The sequence below is a fragment of the Caulobacter sp. GW821-FHT09B11 genome (genome assembly GCF_059418205.1).
This window is the reverse complement of the sequence record NZ_JBWKPK010000020.1, coordinates 86,823-105,583: the sequence shown is the minus strand read 5'-3', so window position 1 is coordinate 105,583 and position 18,761 is coordinate 86,823. Positions and strand designations below refer to the sequence as shown.

The window sequence follows — 18,761 nt, the reverse complement described above, 5'->3', positions numbered from 1 at the left end:
GGCCTGCCGCCAGCGTTCGCTCTGAGCCAGGATCAAACTCTCAGGTTGAGTTGACATTGACTCCAGCTATTTGATCGGGGGGAAAACCCCGATCGCGTATCTGGTTTGCATAGTTTCTTGACGAGTTCCCATCACACAATGACCAGCCCCTAAGAGCCAGCCACCGTATAAATGGTGTCTTCAAGAGACCGCATTCGTCAGCGTCTATTGCGTCACCCCTAAGGGTGACCGCCAGAGCGCCGCCGCCTGCGTTTCTCTTTCCAAATCAACAATGTCAAAGACCTGGGCCGGAGCCCTAGACCGCCTCGGAAGTCCCGGGAGCGGCCCCCGCCGGTGCGTTGCGCTGCGGCGGAGGCGGCTATCTAAACGACCCTACGGAGATGTCAAACAGGTTTTTCACGTAACGTTGGTTTAAATGCATTTTGCCTCGGGAACATCACGCCCACACCTGCCCGTATCTGGACGCACCAGGCGCGGACGCCCCTCCACGCCCCCTAGAACATCGCCCGCCCGCTGAAGCTCAGCTTGTAGGCCTTCTGATGCCGGGTGGCCTCCACCCCGCCCTTCACCGCGAAATAGGACAGGGCCGAGCCCGCCTTGACCCCGAAGTCGAGCGTCAGGGCGCCTTGGCGGTTGTCGATCGAGCTGATCGTGAAGCTGGAGCCGCCGCCGGTGAAGGCCGCCACCGTCTCGCCGATGTCGCCCGCCACGGTCTGGCGATAGCCGACCCGCACCTCCGGCTCGAACCACACCCCGTCGGCGTTCTCGTAGCGCTTGCCGTAGGCCACGCCGAGATTGGCCGCCAGGTTGCTGAACGAGCGCGCCTGGATGATCTGGTCGAAGCCGTCGCCGCCGCCGGACTGCTCCTGCTTGCTCTCGTAGAGATAGGTGTAGTCCAGCCGCGCCTCGGGCCGCAGATAGGCCTTGCCGAAGTCCTGGCGGTAGGCGACGCCGCCGAAGGCGTAGCCGGTCAGGCCGTACCAGTCCGAGCGGTTCTTGACATAGACGTCGGCCTCGCCGTCCTCGTCCACGTCCTCGGAGATGAACACGCGCCGGCCCTTGAAGCGGCCGCCGCCGCCCCCGCCGCCGAGATTGAACCGCCAGCCGCCGACCGAGCGGCGCCAGTAGACGCCGGTCTGGCCGAACATGCCGCTGTTCTGCTCGCCGACCTTGGCGTCGGTGTCCTTGGACTGCAGGTTGACCAGCGACAGCGTCACGCCGAGCGCCCCGCCCGCGTCGCCCATGGCCTCGTAGCCCGCCACGAAGCCGACCGCATAGGTGTCCGAGCCCAGGGTCTCGCCGTCGTCGATGCGCACCAGGGCGTTGACCTCCTGCACCCAGACGCTGTCGGGACCATAACGGTCGCCGACGTCGGGCCGGTCGGCAGTGGCCTCGCCGATCTGCTGGTTGATCGAGGTCAGGGCGCGGAACGCCCCTACCCCGGTGTCGGGCAGCATCTGGTTGTAGAGATTGTAGAATCCGTCGCGCGTGTACTGCACCAGGAAGGCGTCGGCGATCGTCGAGTCCGCCCCCAGGGCGCCGAACACCGCGTCGTAGGCCGAGGCTTGGCCGGTGCTCATCCCCGCCTCGGCGGCGGTGCGGCGGCGCACGTCCAGATAGACGCTGTTGTCTTCGGCATAGGCGCTGGCGACATAAAGATAGGGCGCCTGCGAGACGCTGCTGGCCAGGGTTCCCGCCGTCAGGGTGTCGGCGGTCAGCACCGTATAGGTGGTCGGCGCGGTCAGCAGGCTGGTCAGGCGCACGCCGATGGTCGCGCCGCTGGCGATGGTCGCCGTCCCCACCGTGAACGAGGTGTTCTCCCCGGTCGTCGGGTTGGCGGTGATATAGAGTTCGGACTCCGAGCCCAGGTTCAGGCTCTTGATCGCGATGGTGTCGGTGTTGGTCACCGTCAGGCGGCCGTCGCCGATGGTCAGAGCGCCCAGGCCGTCCGGGTCGATCAGGTCGCCATAGGCCGTGGCCCCGCCGTCGATGTTGACGACGTCGTCGCCCTCGCCGAACGAGATCGCTCCGATCAGGTAGCCCGACAGCAGGTTCAGGGTGTCGTCGCCCGAGCCGAACAGCACGTCGCCGTAGATGTAGGGCGTGATCGTCGTGGCCGTGCTCGTCGTCAGGGTCACCGAGGTGGTGCCGGCCACCGAGCCGCTGTTCGAGGCCGCCGCCGTCTGGGTCAGGGTCACGCCGGTGGTGTTGGCCGTCAGGTCGAAGGCGATGGCCGAGCCGGTGGCCGTGGTCGTCACCGTGTCGCCCGCCGTGGTCAGGGTCGGGGCCACCACCGCGGCGTAGATGTGGCCGCTGTTGGTGATCGAGGTCAGGGTCCCCGACTTGTCGATCACCGCCACCGCGTCGCCGCTCTCGCCCGTGCGGGTGGCCGCGATCGTGCCGGTGTTGTTGAGGCTGCTTAGCGTCGCGCCGGAATCGATGACCAGGCCGTAGGCCGTCGCCGTCGTGCCGGACTCCGCGTAGGAATAGGCGCTGGAGCTGATCGTGCCGCGATTGAACAGCGTGGCGACGTCGGCGCCGGACTTCAGGTGGATCGCCGTCGAGTCGGCCTCGTAGGACGAGGCCGAGATCGAACCGTCCAGCCGAATGCCGCCGGTAAGCGTCGTGGCGTAGCCGGCGTCGCCGCCGATCTGCAGGGCCGTAGCCGTCACCCCGTCATAGACGCCCGCCGCCGAGATCGAGCCCTTGATGATCAGGGCGTAGGCGTCGGCGTCCGTGCCGACCGCCCCGATGGTGACGTCCTGCGTATCCGAGCCGATCAGCAGGGCCGGCGCCTCGCCCTGCACCGAGATCGAGCCCGTGCCGGTGGAGGAGTAGCTGGTGGTCACCGTGGTGGTCGTGGTGCCGTCGACCGTGATGGTGCTGTCCGAGCCGGTCAGGATGATGCCCCCGGCCACGTCGGCCGAGACCACGACGGCCGAGCCGCCCTGCAGCAGGTTGTCGGCGTAGGAGGTGATCTTGGCCAGGGTCGAGGTGGCGCTGGCGCGGCTGCTGTAGCGATAGCCGGTGGCGTTGACGCTACCCTCGATCGACAGCGCGCCCGAGACGGCGGAATCCACCGACAGGCCGACCGAGTTTTCGCCCTGCACGCTGATCGAGCCCGACTGGGTAACATTGCCCGTCACCCCGCCCGAGATCTTGATGCCCGTGCTGTCGTCGCCGACCATCGAGATCGAGCCGCTGTTGATCAGGTTCCCGATCAGCGGGGATTCCAGGAGGATGCCGTAGGAGTCGTTGCCCTCGATGGTGATCGAGCCGCTGTTGGTGACGTCGCCGGTGAAGGCGTCGGTTCCCTTCAGGTAGATGCCGTAGCGCCCCGAACCCTCGGCGAAGGCGCCGTGGACGATGCTGGAGGTGGTGGTGGCCGAATAGTCCTCGGTCAGCGAGATCGAGCCGTCGTTGGTCACCGAGCCGGTGTTGCCGCCCAGCACGAGGATGCCGATCGAGTCCGAGACGCCCTCGGTGCTCAGCGCGCCGTTGTTGGTGACGGTGTTGCTGCTGTCGAGCGTGACGATCGCGCCGGAGGTCGACAGGGTGATGGCGCCGGCGGTCGTGATCTTGACGTCGTCGGCCGCGCCGTCGCTGGCGCTCGATGTGGCCACTGGAGTGGTGCGGGAGTCGCTGCTGATCGTCTTCTCGGCGTGCGCCACGGGGCCGATCGCAAGCAGCGGCGCGGTCGCCACGGTCGCGATCAAGGTCAGTCTCTTCATGACGCGTCTCCTGTATGAGCGCGTCGATAGGGAGCCGGTGCAGCGAGACGATGGCCCTGGATTTACGGCGAAGCTACGAGAACCGCGTTCTCTGCAAGGATCGCCCGATTACTGCAAGACTTGGTCATGAGCCCGCCATCTCGCAGGGTTTTCTTGCAGCGCTCGCGCCCCCGGAGCCCCTCCCCCACTCCCGCCGGCGGCGCCCCAGTCCGCGAACTGGCGACGATGGAGAGCGTTTGATGTCGACCCGACTGGCCCTCAAGTGCGAGGCCTGCGGCGGCCCCGCCGTGCTGACCCTCAAGCAGGACGTGCTCGACCTGCTCAGCAGCAAGGTTTCCGTCAACAAGCCCTGCCCGGCCTGCGGCGGCGCCCTCAGCTCGCCCGGCGGCTACTACCGCAAGAACGCCGAGGGCGTGCTGGTCCGCCTGGCCGCCTACAGCCCGCCGTCCGCCGCGATCAATTGAGGCGGCCGGAAGGCCTGCGAACGCCCCTGGGCCCGATCCGCCCGCTTGACTTCCTGCGAGGGAAACCGCGACAAGTGACACAACTGTAAATTGCCTATGGGCGCTCGGGCGCCTAAGCGTATGCGGTCTGCTTCGGAGTATTCGAGATGATCCGCCCCGCCGCCGTGTCCGCCTTCGCGGCGCTAGCCGTCGCCACCACCGCCCTGACCCCGATTTCCGCCGCCCAGGCCGCCTCGCCCGCCGAGCCGGTCGCCGCGACTTCGGCCTCGAAGGCCTCGATCGCCGTGCCGCCGATCGTCTATCGCGAGCGCACCCTGGCCAACGGGCTGAAGGTCTACGCCTCGCGCGACGTCACCACGCCCAACGTCACGGTCCAGGTCTGGTACGGCGTCGGCAGCAAGGACGATCCGATCGGCCGCTCGGGCTTCGCGCACCTCTTCGAACACCTGATGTTCAAGTCGACGCGCAACATGCCCAACGAGATGCTCGACCGCCTGACCGAGGACGTGGGCGGCTTCAACAACGCCTCCACCGCCGACGACTTCACCAACTATTTCGAGGTCGTGCCGGCCAACCACCTGCAGCGCCTGCTGTGGGCCGAGGCCGACCGCCTGGGCTCGCTGGTCATCGACGAGGCGGTGTTCAAGTCCGAGCGCGACGTGGTCAAGGAAGAGCTGCGCCAGCGCGTGCTGGCCAATCCCTACGGCCGCTTCTTCATCAACATCCCGCGCGCCTCGTACTCCGTGCACCCCTACCAGCGTCCGGGCATCGGCTCGATCGAGGAGCTGGACGCTGCCACGGTCGACGACGTGCGCGCCTTCCACGCCGCCTATTACCGGCCCGACAACGCCGCCCTGATCGTGGTCGGCAATTTCGACGATGCGCAGCTCGACGCCTGGATCGACCAGTATTTCGGCCCGCTGAAGACCCCGGCCGCGCCGATCAAGGCGGTCACCGCGGTCGAGCCGCCGCGCGCAGGTCCCAAGACCGTCACCACCTACGGCCCCAACGTGCCGCTGCCGGCCGTGGCGATCACATGGCTGGCTCCGCCCGCCGCCGATCCGGACGTGCCGGCCCTGGCCGTGCTGGACGCCATCCTGTCGGCCGGCAAGTCCTCGCGGCTCTACGACGCCCTGGTCTATGACCAGAAGATCGCCCAATCGACCTTCTCGGCCGCGCCCGACAGCGCCCAGCAGGGCCTGTTCTACGTCGGCGCGATCATGGCCGGCGGCAAGACGGCCCAGCAGGGCGAGGCCTCGCTGCTGGCGCAGGTGGCCCGCCTGCGCGACGCCCCGCCCACCGCCGCCGAACTGGCCGAGGCCAAGGCCGGCCTGCTGGCCGGCGCCGTGCGCGAGCGCGAGACCATCGACGGCCGCGCCTCGGCGCTCGGCTACGCCCTGCGCACCGAGGGCGACGCCGGCCGCGCCAACACCGACCTTTCCGCCCTGCAGGCGGTGACCGCCGCCGACGTCCAGCGCGTGGCCAAGAAGTACCTGGCCGCCGACCGCCGCACCGTCATCCGCTACCTGCCGGAAAGCGCCAGGCCCAAGGGCGAGGCCGATCCCTTCCCCGCCCCGCCCAAGGTGGCCTCGGTCGGCTATGACGGTCCGGTCACCACCCTGGCGCCCGAGGCCGAGCGCATCGCCCCGCCCGCCCCCGGCCAGCCGGTATCGCCGGTCCTGCCGACCCCGGTCGAGAAGGTGCTGGCCAACGGCCTGCGGGTGATCGTCGCCAAGTCCAGCGACCTGCCGCTGGTCACCGCCGACCTCACCGTCAAGGGCGGCTCCAGCGCCGACCCCAAAGGCCTGGCCGGCGTCTCGGCCCTGACCGCCGAACTGCTGACCGAAGGCGCCGGAAACCGCACCGCCACCCAGATCGCCCAGGCGACCGAGGCCCTGGGCGCCGATCTTGCGGCCGGCTCGGGCTGGGAAAGCTCGTCCCTGACCCTCAGCGTCATCTCCGACAAGGCCGCCGAAGGCCTGGCGATCATGGCCGACGTCGCCCAGAAGCCGGCCTTCAAGGCCGAGGAACTCGACCGCGTGCGGGCCGAGGCGCTGGACGGCCTGTCGGTGACCTATCAGCGTCCCGGCGGCGTGGCGGGCTTCGCCGTCGCTCCGGTGATCTACGCCGGCTCGGCCTACGGCCACGTGGCCGGCGGCACGCCGGGCTCGCTGCCCAGGATCACCCGCGAGGCCCTGGTGCGCACCCACGGCGCCTACTGGCGTCCCGACAACGCGGTGCTGGTGCTGACCGGCGACCTGACGCCCGAACAGGGCTTCGCCCTGGCGGAAAAGGCGTTCGGCGGTTGGGCCAAGCCGGCCGGTCCGCCCCCGGCGCCCGCCGCCGGCCCGACCGGCTATACGCCGCGCGAGGTGCTCATCGACCTGCCCGGCACCGGCCAGGCGGCCGTGGTCGTGGCCAAGCCGGCCATCCTGCGCTCGGATCCCCGCTACTACGCGGGCCTGGTGGCCAACGGCGTGCTGGGCGGCGGCTATTCGGCCCGCCTGAACCAGGAGATCCGCATCAAGCGGGGCCTTTCCTACGGCGCCGGCTCCAGCCTGACGCCGCGCGCGGCCTCCGGCGGCTTCTCGGCCACGGTGCAGACCAAGAACGAGTCCGCCGGCCAGGTGGTCGAGCTGATCAAGGGCGAGCTGACCCGCCTGGGGACCGAACCGGCCTCGCCGGCCGAACTGCAGGCCCGCAAGTCGGTGCTGATCGGCGACTTCGGCCGCGATCTGGGCACCTCCGGGGGCCTGGCCGACATCCTCGGAAGCCTCGCGGTCTACGGCGTGCCGCTGAACGAGATCCAAGCCTATACCGACAAGGTCTCGGCGGTCAGCGCCGGCGACGTCCAGGCCTTCTCGAAGGCCGAGCTGGATCCAGCCCGGGCCAGCGTCATCGTGGTCGGCGACGTCAAGGCGATGGGCGAGGCGATCAAGACCGCCGCGCCCAAGGCGCTCGCCATCCCGATCGACAAGCTCGACCTCGACAGCCCGACCCTGGCCAAGGGCAAATAGCCGTGCCCGCGGCGTCACGAGCAGCCGGACGCTAGGCCGATGCTGTGGCTGCTGTGCGTCCTCGCCGACCCCGCCGTCGTCCCGGCCCAGGCTCAGGCCCAGGCCGAGAGCGCGCGTCCGCAGGCGGTCGACGAGGCGCCGGTCGCCCTGGACGGCGTCGAGGTCACGGCCCGGCGCGGCGCGGCGGCCATGCCGCCCGAGTACGAGCTGGGTCCGGACCAGATCGACGCCCTCGCCGCCGACGACATCAGCCAGGTCATCAACGAGGTGAACAAGCGCTTCGGCGGCGGGGCCGCGCCGGTGATCATCGTCAACGGCCAGCGGGTGTCGGACGCCGACGCCTTCACGGGCTTTCCGCCCGACGCCCTGGTCCGGGTCGAGGTGCTGCCGCCCTCGGCCGGAGCGACCTACGGCGTCGGCGGCGATCCCAACCGCCGGGTCGTCAACATCGTCCTGCAGAAGACCTTCGAAAGCCGCGACGGCCTGTTCTCCGCCAGCGGGCCGACCGCCGGCGGAACCTCCAGCCTGTCGGCCGACCTGCGCCGCTCGCGCATTCTCGACATGAACACCAGCCGGCTGGGCCTGCGGGTCGCCGGCGACACCTCGCTGCGCGCCGACGAGCGGCCGGACTCCCTGGAAGCCCACCCCGAAAGCGCCGAGGCCACCCTGCGCCCGGAAGCCCGGCGGGTGGGCGTCGATTTCTCCCGCACGGGCGGGATCGGCGGCTGGCGCGGCTCGGCCCGCGCCCTGGTCCAGGCCCAGACCAGCAGCTTCACCTCCACGGTCGGCGGCGCGCCGGTGGTGAACCGCAACGAGGGGCGGAGCGTGAACTTCACCGGCGGGCTGGGCGGCCAGGCCGCCGGCTGGCAGATCCGCTCGATGCTCGGCGGCGCGGTCTCGCGCACCGAGACCTCGGGACTCAACGAGGCCCGCACCGACAACCGCTCGGTCAATCTGAACCTTGCCGCCAACCGCACGCTGCTGACCCTGCCCGCCGGTCCGGTGAACACCGACATCTCCAGCCGCGCCTCGGCCTCCCGCTCCGAAACCGCCGGCCCCAGCCAGAACCGCGCCTTCTCCAGCAGCACGCAGGGCCTGGACGCCTCGATCACCATTCCGCTGCTCAACGCCGCCCTCGCCGAGGACGGGCGCGGCCCGAAGATCGGCGACCTGGCCATGCAGCTGACCGCCGGCGCGCGCCGGGCCGATTCCGGTCGCGGCGACAATCTCGGCGCCAACCTCTTCTGGTCGCCGATCAAGAAGCTGAACGTCTCCGGCGCCTGGTTCCGCCTGGCCGACGTGCCCTCCGACGAGCAGCGCTTCGCCCCGATCGCCTACGGCAGCCCGACGGTGGTGTTCGACTTCCGCACCGGCCAGTCGGTCGAGGTGCTGCCGCTGACCGGCGGCAATCCGGACCTCGAGGCCGCCCGGCGCCGCTCCGTGACGCTCGGGGTCTCGGCCGGTCCCTACACCCGCTGGAGCCTGTCCGGCGGCGCCAGCTACCAGCGCAGCGAGGCGGTGGACGGGATCGGCTCCCTGCCCCTGCCGACCGCCGACGTCGAAGCCGCCTTCCCCGAGCGCTTCCAGCGCGACGCCGACGGCCGGCTGGTCAGCATCGACCAGCGGCCGATCAACATCGCCTCGGCGACCTCGACCTCGCTGACCTCGAACTTCAACTTCACCATCCCGTTCGGCGCCCCCAAGGTCCCGTCCGCCGCCGGCTCGGTGCAGGTGTCGCTGAACCACACGGTGCGGCTGAGCGACGAGACGGTGATCCGCGCCGGCCTGCCGCGCATGGACCGCCTGGCCGGCGACGGCGGCGGGACCCCGCGCCACGACCTGGGCCTCAGCCTCAGCGCCCGCCGCGGGTCCTGGAGCCTCAACGCCGGCGGCGCCTGGCGCAGCGCCTACCGCATCCGCGACGAAAGCGGCCGCGACGGCGACGGCGACCTGCGGGTGGCGGCCTTCGGCACGGTCAACGCCAAGCTCAGCTATCTGGTGAACCGCAAGGTCGCGCCGACGCCGACCGGCGACAGCCCCCTCGCCGCGGCCGCGCGCCGCAACCGCGGCTTCACCGTCAGCCTCGACGTCGAGAACCTGCTCGACGCCCGCCCCCGCGCCCGCCTGGGCGACGGCCGTCCCGCCCCCGGCTACGGCCGCGACGACCGCGACCCCATGGGCCGCACGGTCCGGATCGGGCTGGCCAGCCGGTTCTAGCCGCGAACCGTCAAACCACGCGCCGCGCCGCATTTGACCGGCCGCGCGAGGCGGCCCACAGTCGCGTCGCTGGACAGGACATGAGGGCGCGATGACGTCGTTTCCGTTTCCGATCGCTTCGCCAGCGCCGCGCGCGCGCCGCCTGACCACGTCGCCCTCCGCCTGACGGGGCCGCGCGATGCCCCAGCACGGCGAGCAGATCGGACCGGTCCCGGACTGGCTGCCGCACGAGCGGCCGCTGCTGCCCGGCTCGCCGTCGACGCCCGCCTTCCCGACCCACTTCCGCGTCATCCACGGCCTGATCAGCCTGCTGATCGGGATCACCGGTTCGCTGGGCACGGCCCTGGTCTCGGTCAACCTGCCGGCCATCCAGGGCTCGCTGGGCCTCAGCCCCGTCCAGGGCGCCTGGCTGACCACCATCTACGTGATGACCAACATCTCGATGAACCTGCTGCTGGTGAAGTACCGCCAGCAGTTCGGCATCCGCCGGTTCGCGCTGGTGTTCCTGACCCTCTACACCGTCACCGCCTTCGCCCACCTGCTGCTCGACAACTTCGCCATGGCCCTGCTGCTGCGGGCGATCAGCGGCGTCGGCGCGGCCGCGCTCACGGCGCTGGCCATGTTCTACATGCTGCAGGCCTTCCCGGCCTCGTTCCGGATGGGCGCCCTGGTGCTGGGGGTCGGCGTCTCGCAGCTGGGCGCGCCGCTGGCCCGGCTGATCTCGACCGGCCTGCTCGACGCCGCCTACTGGCACGGCCTCTATGCGCTGGAGGCGTGCCTGGCCGCCGCGTGCCTGGCCGCCGTCACCCTGTTCCGCCTGCCCCAGGGGGTGCGCATCCACGTCTTCGAGGGCATGGACATCCTGACCTTCGGCCTGCTGGGCGGCGGCCTTGGCCTGCTGGTCGCGGTGCTGGGCCTGGGCCGCATCGTCTGGTGGTTCGAAGCCCCCTGGCTGGGCTGGTGCCTGGCCGCCGCCGTCGTCCTGCTGGTCGCCGGCGCCCTGGTCGAGCACGGCCGCACCCACCCGCTGATCGACACCCGCTGGGTCGCCACCGGCGCCTTCCTGCGCTTCTGTCTCAACGTCGCCCTGGTGCGGGTGATCCTCTCCGAGCAGAGCGTCGGGGCCGCCGGCCTGATGCAGGCCCTGGGCCTGGCGCAGGAGCAGCAGCGCCTGCTCTACGGCGTGGTGCTGGCGGCCACCGCGGCCGGCATCGTCACCAGCGCCATGACCCTCAACCAGAAGACCCTGGCGCCGCAGTTCCTGGGCTCGATCCTGCTGATCGCCATGGGCTCGTTCCTCGACGCCCAGGCCACCGTCCAGACCGCGCCGGCCAACCTCTTCGTCAGCCAGGCCCTGCTGGCCTTCGCCGCGGCCATGTTCCTGGGGCCATCCTTCATGTTCGGCATCGGCCAGCTGCTGACCCGTGGCCTGGGCTCGATCATCACCTTCTCGGTCATGTTCGGGGTGGCCCAGAACCTCGGCGGCCTGTTCGGCGCATCGATGCTGGGCACGCTGCAGACCGTCCGCGCCCAGTCGCACGCCGTAGGCCTGGCCGAGCGCCTGACCGGAACCGACCCCGCGGTCGCCGCGACCTTGCAGGCCTATGCCGGGGTCTACGCCCCCACCCAGGCCGACCCGGCCTTCCGCGCCGCCGACGCCAGCGCTCTCCTGACCCAGCAGCTGACCCAGCAGGCCAACGTCCTGGCCTTCAACGACGTCTTCCTGGTGGTCGGCGTCATCGCCCTGCTGCAGTTCGCCTACGCCGGCTTCCTGTTCTTCCTCCTGGCCCGACGCATGGCGGCCTCGCCGCCCGCGCCGGCGCCGGCCGCCCCGTCCGCCCCCGCCCGAGAGACCGCATGACCGACGCGCCCTCGCCGCCGCCTTCCGCTCCTCAATCCGCGCCCCAGCCGGAGGACCGCGCCGCCGCGGCCGCCCCGCCGCCGGCCCGGCCCAAGCCGCCCAGCGCCCGGGCCATCGTGCTGACGGCCCTGGTCACCCTCGTCGTGATGCTGCTGATCCTGTTCCTGTGGAAGCTGCCGCCCTTCGCCGGCTCGGTGCAGCGCACCGACAACGCCTATGTCCGCGGCCAGGTGACGACCATCGCGCCCCAACTCAGCGGCTACGTGGTCAAGGTCATGTCCCAGGACTTCCAGGCCGTGCGCGCCGGCCAGCCGCTGTTCGAGGTCGACCAGCGAATCTACGCCCAGCGCCTCGACCAGGCCCGCGCCACCCTGGCCGCCCGCGAGGCCGACCTGGCCAATTCCGTCCAGGCCCGCGCCTCCCGCGAAGCCACGGTCCTCAGCCGCGCCGCCGACATCCGCTCGGCCCAGGCCCAGGTCGAGCGGGCCCGCGCCGACATGGCCCGCGTCGCCGACCTCGCCACCGACGGCTCGGTGTCGCTGCGCGAGCGCGACCAGGCCCGCGCGGCCCTGCGCGCCGCCGAGGCCACGCTCGCTTCCGCCCAGGCCGGTCACGAGATCGCCCGCCAGGACGTCCGCTCGGTCGGCGTCTCGCGCCAGGGCCTGGAGGCCGCCGTCGCCGCCGCCCGCGCCGCCCTGCGCCTGGCCGAGATCGACATGGCCAACACCATCGTCACGGCCCCCACCGACGGTCAGCTGGGCCAGGTCGGGGTCCGGCGTGGCCAGTACGTCACCGCCGGCAGCCAGCTGGTGGCGCTCGTGCCCCCGCAGCGCTGGGTGATCGCCAACTTCAAGGAGCGCCAGTCGGGCCGCATGCGCCCGGGCCAGACCGCCGCCGTCACCGTCGACGCCTTGGGCGACCAGCGCTTCACCGGACGGGTCGAGCAGGTCTCGCCGGCCACCGGTTCGGAGTTCAGCATCCTCCCGGCCCAGAACGCGACCGGCAACTTCACCAAGATCGCCCAGCGCCTGCCGGTGCGCATCGTGCTCGACACGGGCCAGCCCGACCTGGCCCGCCTGCGCCCGGGCATGTCGGTCGAGGCCGAGGTCGACGTCGCCACATCCAAGCAGAATGGGGGCCGCCGCTGATGGCGCGCCGCCTTCTCCTCACGGGTCTGTCCCTGGCCGGCCTGCTGGCCGCCTGCGCGACGCCCGGTCCGAAGACCGCGCCGCCGCCTGAGGCGAGCCTGGCCCCGCCCGCCGGCTGGCGCGCCCCGGCTGAAACCAGCGCCGACGCTGTCGCCGCCGACTGGTGGAAGGCCTTCGGCGACCCGCGCCTGTCCGACCTGGTCGCCGCCGCCCTGGCCCGCAACGCCGACCTGGGCGCCGCCGAAGCACGGGTGCGCGAAGCCGAGGCCCAGAGCCGCCTGGCCCACGCCGCTCTCCTGCCCTCGCTCAACCTGACGGCCGGCGCGCAGAAGGAGCGCACCTTCAACGCCTTCGGCGTTGCGACCACCAGCACCGCCGTGCAGTCCGAGCTCCAGATCGCCTACGAGATCGACCTCTGGGGCCGGATCCGGGCCAGCGACGCCGCCGGCCGCGCCAGCCTGCAGGCCAGCCGCGACGCCCGCGACGCCGCCCGCCTGTCGGTGGCCGCCGCCGTCGCCCGGTCCTATGTCGCCCTGGTGTCGCTGGACGCCCAGCTGGCCACCGCCCGCGCCACCCTGACCTCGCGCCAGGAAGCCGCCGCCCGCGCCCGCCGCCGGGCCGGCGAGGGCGTCACCTCCGACCTCGAACTGCGCCAGGCGCAGGGCGAACTGGAATCCGCCGTCCAGCGCGTCCCGGCCCTGGAGCTGGCCGTCCGCCGGCAGGAAAACGCCCTGACCCTGCTGGTCGGCGACGTCCCCGGGGCGGTGACGCGCGGAAGCCTCGACGCCCTGGCCATCCCACAGCCCGCCGCGCCCCTGCCCTCGGCCCTGCTGGCCCGCCGGCCCGACATCGCCCAGGCCGAAGCGACCCTGGCCGCCGCCGACGCCAGCCTGGCCGCCGCCCGCGCCGCCTTCCTGCCCCAGGTGCGGCTGTCGGCGGCCGGCGGCGGGCTCAATGTCGAGCCCCTCGACCCGATCGCCATCTGGAGCCTGGGGGCCAGCGCCCTGGCGCCGCTCTTCGACGGCGGCCGCCTGCGGGCTCAATCAGACGCGGCGACCGCCCGCCGCGACCAGGCCGCCTTCGCCTATCGCAAGGCCGCCCTCACGGCCTTCGGCGAGGTCGAGAGCGCCCTGGAGGGGACCGGCCGGCTGGCCGAGCAGGAAGAGGCCGCCGTACGCCAGCGCGCCGCCGCCGCCTCGGCCCTCGACCACGCCCGCCGCCGCTACCGGGCCGGCTACGTGTCCTATCTGGAGGAGCTGGACGCCCAGCGCAGCCTGCTGGCCGTCGACCTCGGCCTCGCCCAGGTACGCGAAGCCCGCCTGCAGAACGCCATCGCCCTCTACCAGGCCCTGGGCGGCGGCTGGACGGTTGGCGAGGGGCGGTAGGGGCGCGCCCTCACTTCCACCCCTCCCCCACCGTCATCCCGGCCGGAGGGCCGCGCAGCGGACCGTAGAGCCGGGACCCAGGGGCCGCCTCACTGCGCGTGGCCCCTGGGTCCCGGATAAGCCCTCCGGGCTTTCCGGGATGACGAGCAGATTATGGACCTGATGTCCGGGGTTCCTCCGGAAGGGTCATCACCCCCTCACTCCCCACCCCGACTCCGCTGGTCGGATAACCGCCAACGGCGAGCCCCCGCTCGTGCGCGCTCGATCAAACGCCGTTATCCGGGGCGCCGGCCGGACGATCAATCGGACTGAGAAACCGCCGTTCGGCGCCACGAAATGCGGCGGCTTGCGCCTTAGCGATCATGTAACGCCCCCGCAAAGCCGCCTGCCCATTGCCGAACCTGCCCCCGTGCCCGACGCTCACCCTTGGCATAGCCACTGTGCAGTCTTGTATTCGCGTTCAACTATAAGAATACATCTAGGGCGGAACCCCACGGAGGAGTCATCAATCATGCGTTGATTATGCGAAGAGGGGGCTACCAATGAATAATAATCTAAAGAATAATTTGATCGCGGGGATCTCCACCCTGTCGATTGCTCTCTGCACCTCCACCATGGCGCTGGCCGCGGAACCGGCCCCGGCGCCGGATTCCGTCGAGCTCGACACCGTCATCGTCACCGGCACGCGCCAGACCGGCCTGCGGGTCGCCGACAGCCCCGCGCCCGTGCAGGTGGTCGACACCGCCACGCTCGAGCGCACCGGCCAGGTCGACCTGCGCCTGGGACTGGCCAATCTGGTCCCGTCCTTCAACGCCCAGGCGTTCGGCGGCGACACGGCCAACCTCACCCTTTCGGCCCGCCTGCGCGGCCTGTCGCCCAACCAGGCGCTGGTGCTGATCAACGGCAAGCGCCGCCACACCACGGCCAATTTCGCGGTGCTGTCGGGCCCCTACCAGGGCGCCGCCGCCGCCGACCTCGGCTTCATCCCGATGTCGTCGATCGGCCGCATCGAGGTGCTGACCGACGGCGCCGCCGCCCAGTACGGCACCGACGCCATCGCCGGCGTCGTCAACATCATCCTCAAGAAGGCCGACAGCGGCGGCGTGGTCTCGGCCACGGGCGGCGAGTATTTCGACGGCGGCGGCAAGACCGCCTCGTTCTCGGCCAACATCGGCACGACGCCGACCGAGAACAGCTATCTGAACCTCACCGTCGAGAGCAAATACCACGGCTTCTCCAACCGCGGCCTGCCCGACCAGCGGGTCTACAACCCCGCCAGCCCCAGCTATTCGACCGCCAACAACGCCGTCGAAAGCAAGATCGCGGGCTATCCGAACCTGAACCTGATCTCGGGCGACGCCGAGTATCGGATGCACGTCCTGGCCTTCAACGCCGGGGTCGAGCTGCCCGCCGACTTCGAGGTCTATTCGTTCGGCACCTACGGCCACAAGGACGCCTCGGCCTACGAGAACTACCGCCGCTACAACCGCGTGCAGGGCAAGATGGGCGCGGCCGACCGTCCGTTCCCCAACGGCTTCAGCCCGCGCGAACGGATCATCGAGGACGACTACGCCATGACGCTGGGCCTCAGCGGCAAGGTGCTGGGCTGGGATCTCGACGTGTCGTCCACCTACGGCCTCGACGACATCGAGGTGCGGGTCGAGGACTCGGCCAACGCCAGCCTCTACGCCGACACCTCGACGACCACGGCCAAGGGCTTCACCCCCACCTCGTTCCACGCCGGCAGCTGGCGCACCACCCAGTGGACCAACAATGTCGACCTTAGCCACGACTTCGAGGTCGGCCTGGCCACGCCGCTGAACGTCGCCCTGGGCGTCGAGCAGCGCCGCGACACCTACGCCATCGGGGCGGGCGACGCGGCCTCGACCTACAAGGAAGGCTCGCAGTCCTACCCCGGCTTCTCCAAGACCGACGCCGGCGGCCACAGCCGCACCAGCTGGGCGCTCTACACCGACCTGGCGGTCTCGCCGATCGCGCCCTGGAAGATCGACGCGGCCCTGCGCTACGAAGACTTCAGCGACTTCGGCGACACCACGGTCGGCAAGCTGACCAGCCGCTACGACTTCAACGAGATGATCGCCGTCCGCGGCACGGTCAGCACCGGCTTCCGCGCCCCGACCCTGGCGGAGTCCTACTACTCGGCCACCAACGTCTCGCCGACCAGCGCCTTCGTGCAGCTGGCGCCGAACTCGGCGGCGGCGGCCCTGCTGGGCATCTCCAAGCTGAAGCCCGAGAAGTCGACCAACTACAGCCTCGGCGTGGTGGCCCACCCGCTGCCCAAGCTGACGGCCACGATCGACTTCTACCGCATCAAGCTCGAAGACCGGATCTTCGGCTCCAGCTCGATCTACGGCATCCGCAACGGCGTGGTGGTCAACGCCAACGTCAACGCCGCGATCGCCGCCAACGGCAACGTGCTGGACAGCACCGTCACCAGCACCGGCATCAATATCTTCTCCAACGGCCTGGACACCCGCACCCAGGGCGTCGACGTGGTGCTGTCCTACCCGACCGACCTGGGCGACTACGGCCGCATCGACTGGACGCTGAGCGGCAACTACAACGAGACCAAGATCACCAAGGTCAAGGCCGCCCCGTCCGCCCTGGCCACCACCAGCACGGCCTTCCCGAGCGGCCAGGTGTTGTTCGCCGGCAACGCCGCCTCGCTGCTCGAGACCGCCTCGCCCAAGTACAAGATCGGGCTGAACGGCCTCTACAGCTTCGGCCCGCTCACCGTCAGCCTGACCGAGACCTTCTACGGCAAGGCCTCGGCCCTGGCCGATCCCGGCACCGGCCCGCTGCTGATGACCGTGGTCAGCGCCACGGCGATCACCGACCTGGAGGTCTCCTACAAGTTCCCGGTCGGGGTCACCGCGGCGATCGGCGCCAACAACCTGTTCAACGAGTATCCCGACAAGTATTCGGCCGCCTTCCAGACGGCCTGCGTCGCCTCCGGCGGCGGCTGCGTCACCCAGTATCCGTCCTACTCGCCCTTCGGCATCAACGGCGGCTACTACTACGGACGCCTGACCTACACGTTCTAGGCGCTGGCTAAGCACTGGAAAATCCAGCGTTATGGGGAGCCGGGCCCAGTGTCCGGCTCCCTTCGTTTCGACCTTCGATTCCGCCGCCGCACGCCCTTCGCCCAGACTTCGCTCATGCGCACGCACAGGCGCCCAAGGGCTCGGCACAACGGCGTTCCTCGACAGGTCGAAGGCTCCTCGCGCGGCAAATGGATTGCCCCGACGAGACGGTGATTTCGAGATGGACCCCACCGCCGCGGCATCGATCGGCGGGACAAGAAAGCAGGGCGGGCATATGGACGGAGTTCTGACGCGTCGTCGGTTTTTCGAGGGCCTGGCGGCCTATGGCGGGGTGTCGCTGGCCATGGCCGGCATGGACGCCCTGGGCTACGGCTTCGCCTCGGCCCAGGCCGCGCCGCCCGCGCTCGACGGCGGCGGCAAGGGGATCAAGGTGGTGGTGCTGGGCGCGGGCCTGGCCGGCCTGACCGCCGCCTACGAACTGACCAGGCATGGCTACGAGGTGCAGGTGCTGGAGGCCCGCGGCTTCGCCGGCGGCCGCTGCCAGACCGCCCGGGGCGGCTTCCGCCACGTCGACCTCAACGGCAACGACCAGACCTGCCAGTTCGACGAGGGGCTCTACATCAATCACGGCCCCTGGCGGATCCCGTATCACCACCGCTCGACCCTGCACTACACCAAGCTTTTCGGCGTGCCGCTGGAGAGCTTCGTCAACGACAACGACGCGGCCTATGTCTACTTCGAAAAGGGCGAGGGTCCGCTGAAGGGCAAGCCCGTCCGCAAGGGCGAGATCGCCGCCGACGCCCGCGGCCACGCCGCCGAACTGATCGCCAAGGTCGCCGCCAAGGGCGGGCTGGACAGCGCGATGACCGCCGAAGACCGCGACCTCTTCGTCGCCTACATGGTCAACGAGGGCCGGCTTTCCCCCACCGACTTCGCCTATACCGGCACGGACGGCCGCGGCTTCGACGTCCATCCCGGCGCCGGTGTCTCGCCCGGCCCCGGCAAGCCCTCCACCCCGCGCAGCATGGCCGACGTGCTGCATTCGGGCGCCTGGCGCACCCTGACCTCCGTCGCCGGCTACGAGCAGCAGCGCACCATGCTCCAACCGATCGGCGGCATGGACCAGATCGCCAAGGCCTTCGAGCGCAAGGTCGGGGGCTTGATACGCTATTCCAGCGTCGTCGAGACCATCCGCCAGGACGCCAAGGGCGTGAAGATCGGTTACCGCGACGCCTTCGGCGAGAAGGACGAGATCAGCGCCGACTACTGCATCTGCACCATCCCGCTCAGCGTGCTGCGCGGCGTCGACCTGCAGGCCTCCAAGCCGTTCAAGGCGGCGATGGAGGGCGTGGCCTACGCCCCGGTCAACAAGATCGGCCTGCAGATGAAGCGCCGCTTCTGGGAAGAGGACCACTTCATCTACGGCGGCCACATCTACAACGACATGCCCGGCATCGGCACGATCAGCCTGCCGTCGACCGGCTGGCAGTCGCAGAAGGGCGTGCTGCTGGGCTACTATTCGTTCGGCGGCGAAGCGGCCAAGATCAGCGCCAAGAGCCCCGCCGACCGCGCCGCCTTCGCCGTGGCCGCCGGCCAGAAGGTGTTCCCCGAATACGCCGACAGTTACGAGAACGCCTTCTCGTTCTGCTGGCACCTGGCCGAGTTCAATCTCGGCGGCTGGGCCGAGTGGAGCGACGAGGGCCGCAAGAGCGCCTATCCGGTGCTGTGCGAACCCGACGGCCGCCTCTACCTGGCCGGCGAGCACCTCAGCTATCTTGGCGGCTGGCAGGCCGGGGCCATCGAGTCGGCCTGGCAGCAGATCGGCAAGCTGCACGCCCGCGTCCGCGCCGCCTGACCTTCGCACTTCTGACCC

General features: G+C 70.6%; 9 protein-coding genes. 8 read left to right on the top strand and 1 reads right to left on the bottom strand.

All coding sequences use genetic code 11. The annotated features are described in order from the left end of the window. Positions 1-494: 494 nt before the first annotated feature. On the bottom strand, positions 495-3,731 hold the full coding sequence (locus AC07N1_RS16025; protein WP_494672704.1) for an autotransporter domain-containing protein: 3,237 nt from the start codon (positions 3,729-3,731) through the stop codon (positions 495-497). A 239-nt stretch (positions 3,732-3,970) separates the two neighbouring features. On the opposite strand from AC07N1_RS16025, the gene AC07N1_RS16020 reads away from it, so the two are divergent. The 8 genes from AC07N1_RS16020 to AC07N1_RS15985 all read left to right on the top strand — a co-directional run bounded on the left by AC07N1_RS16020 (position 3,971) and on the right by AC07N1_RS15985 (position 18,743). Further along, complete coding sequence (locus tag AC07N1_RS16020; protein ID WP_494672703.1) at positions 3,971-4,195, top strand: hypothetical protein; 225 nt, start codon at positions 3,971-3,973, stop codon at positions 4,193-4,195. Between the two features lie 146 nt (positions 4,196-4,341). Next, the gene (locus AC07N1_RS16015; protein ID WP_494672702.1) at positions 4,342-7,212 is read left to right on the top strand and encodes a M16 family metallopeptidase; all 2,871 of its coding nucleotides are present in this window, start codon (positions 4,342-4,344) and stop codon (positions 7,210-7,212) included. Between the two features lie 39 nt (positions 7,213-7,251). Next, positions 7,252-9,429: a TonB-dependent receptor gene (locus AC07N1_RS16010; RefSeq protein WP_494672701.1), complete on the top strand. Its 2,178-nt coding sequence runs from the start codon at positions 7,252-7,254 to the stop codon at positions 9,427-9,429. A 178-nt stretch (positions 9,430-9,607) separates the two neighbouring features. Then, complete coding sequence (locus AC07N1_RS16005; RefSeq protein WP_494672700.1) at positions 9,608-11,290, top strand: MFS transporter; 1,683 nt, start codon at positions 9,608-9,610, stop codon at positions 11,288-11,290. Continuing rightward, positions 11,287-12,438 carry an HlyD family secretion protein gene (locus tag AC07N1_RS16000; RefSeq protein WP_494672699.1) on the top strand — a complete coding sequence of 384 codons (1,152 nt, stop codon included), beginning with the start codon at positions 11,287-11,289 and terminating at the stop codon, positions 12,436-12,438. The genes AC07N1_RS16005 and AC07N1_RS16000 overlap by 4 nt, the downstream gene beginning before the upstream one ends. Then, entirely contained in the window at positions 12,438-13,823 is a 1,386-nt protein-coding gene (locus tag AC07N1_RS15995; RefSeq protein ID WP_494672698.1) for an efflux transporter outer membrane subunit, read from the top strand. Before AC07N1_RS16000 ends, AC07N1_RS15995 begins: the two co-directional genes overlap by 1 nt. A 566-nt stretch (positions 13,824-14,389) precedes the next feature. Further along, positions 14,390-16,888, top strand: a complete 2,499-nt coding sequence (locus AC07N1_RS15990) for a TonB-dependent receptor plug domain-containing protein (protein ID WP_494672697.1) — start codon at positions 14,390-14,392, stop codon at positions 16,886-16,888. 274 nt (positions 16,889-17,162) lie between these two features. Then, positions 17,163-18,743 (top strand): flavin monoamine oxidase family protein, encoded by a 1,581-nt coding sequence (locus AC07N1_RS15985; RefSeq protein WP_494672696.1) that lies wholly within the window; start codon positions 17,163-17,165, stop codon positions 18,741-18,743. Positions 18,744-18,761 lie beyond the last annotated feature (18 nt).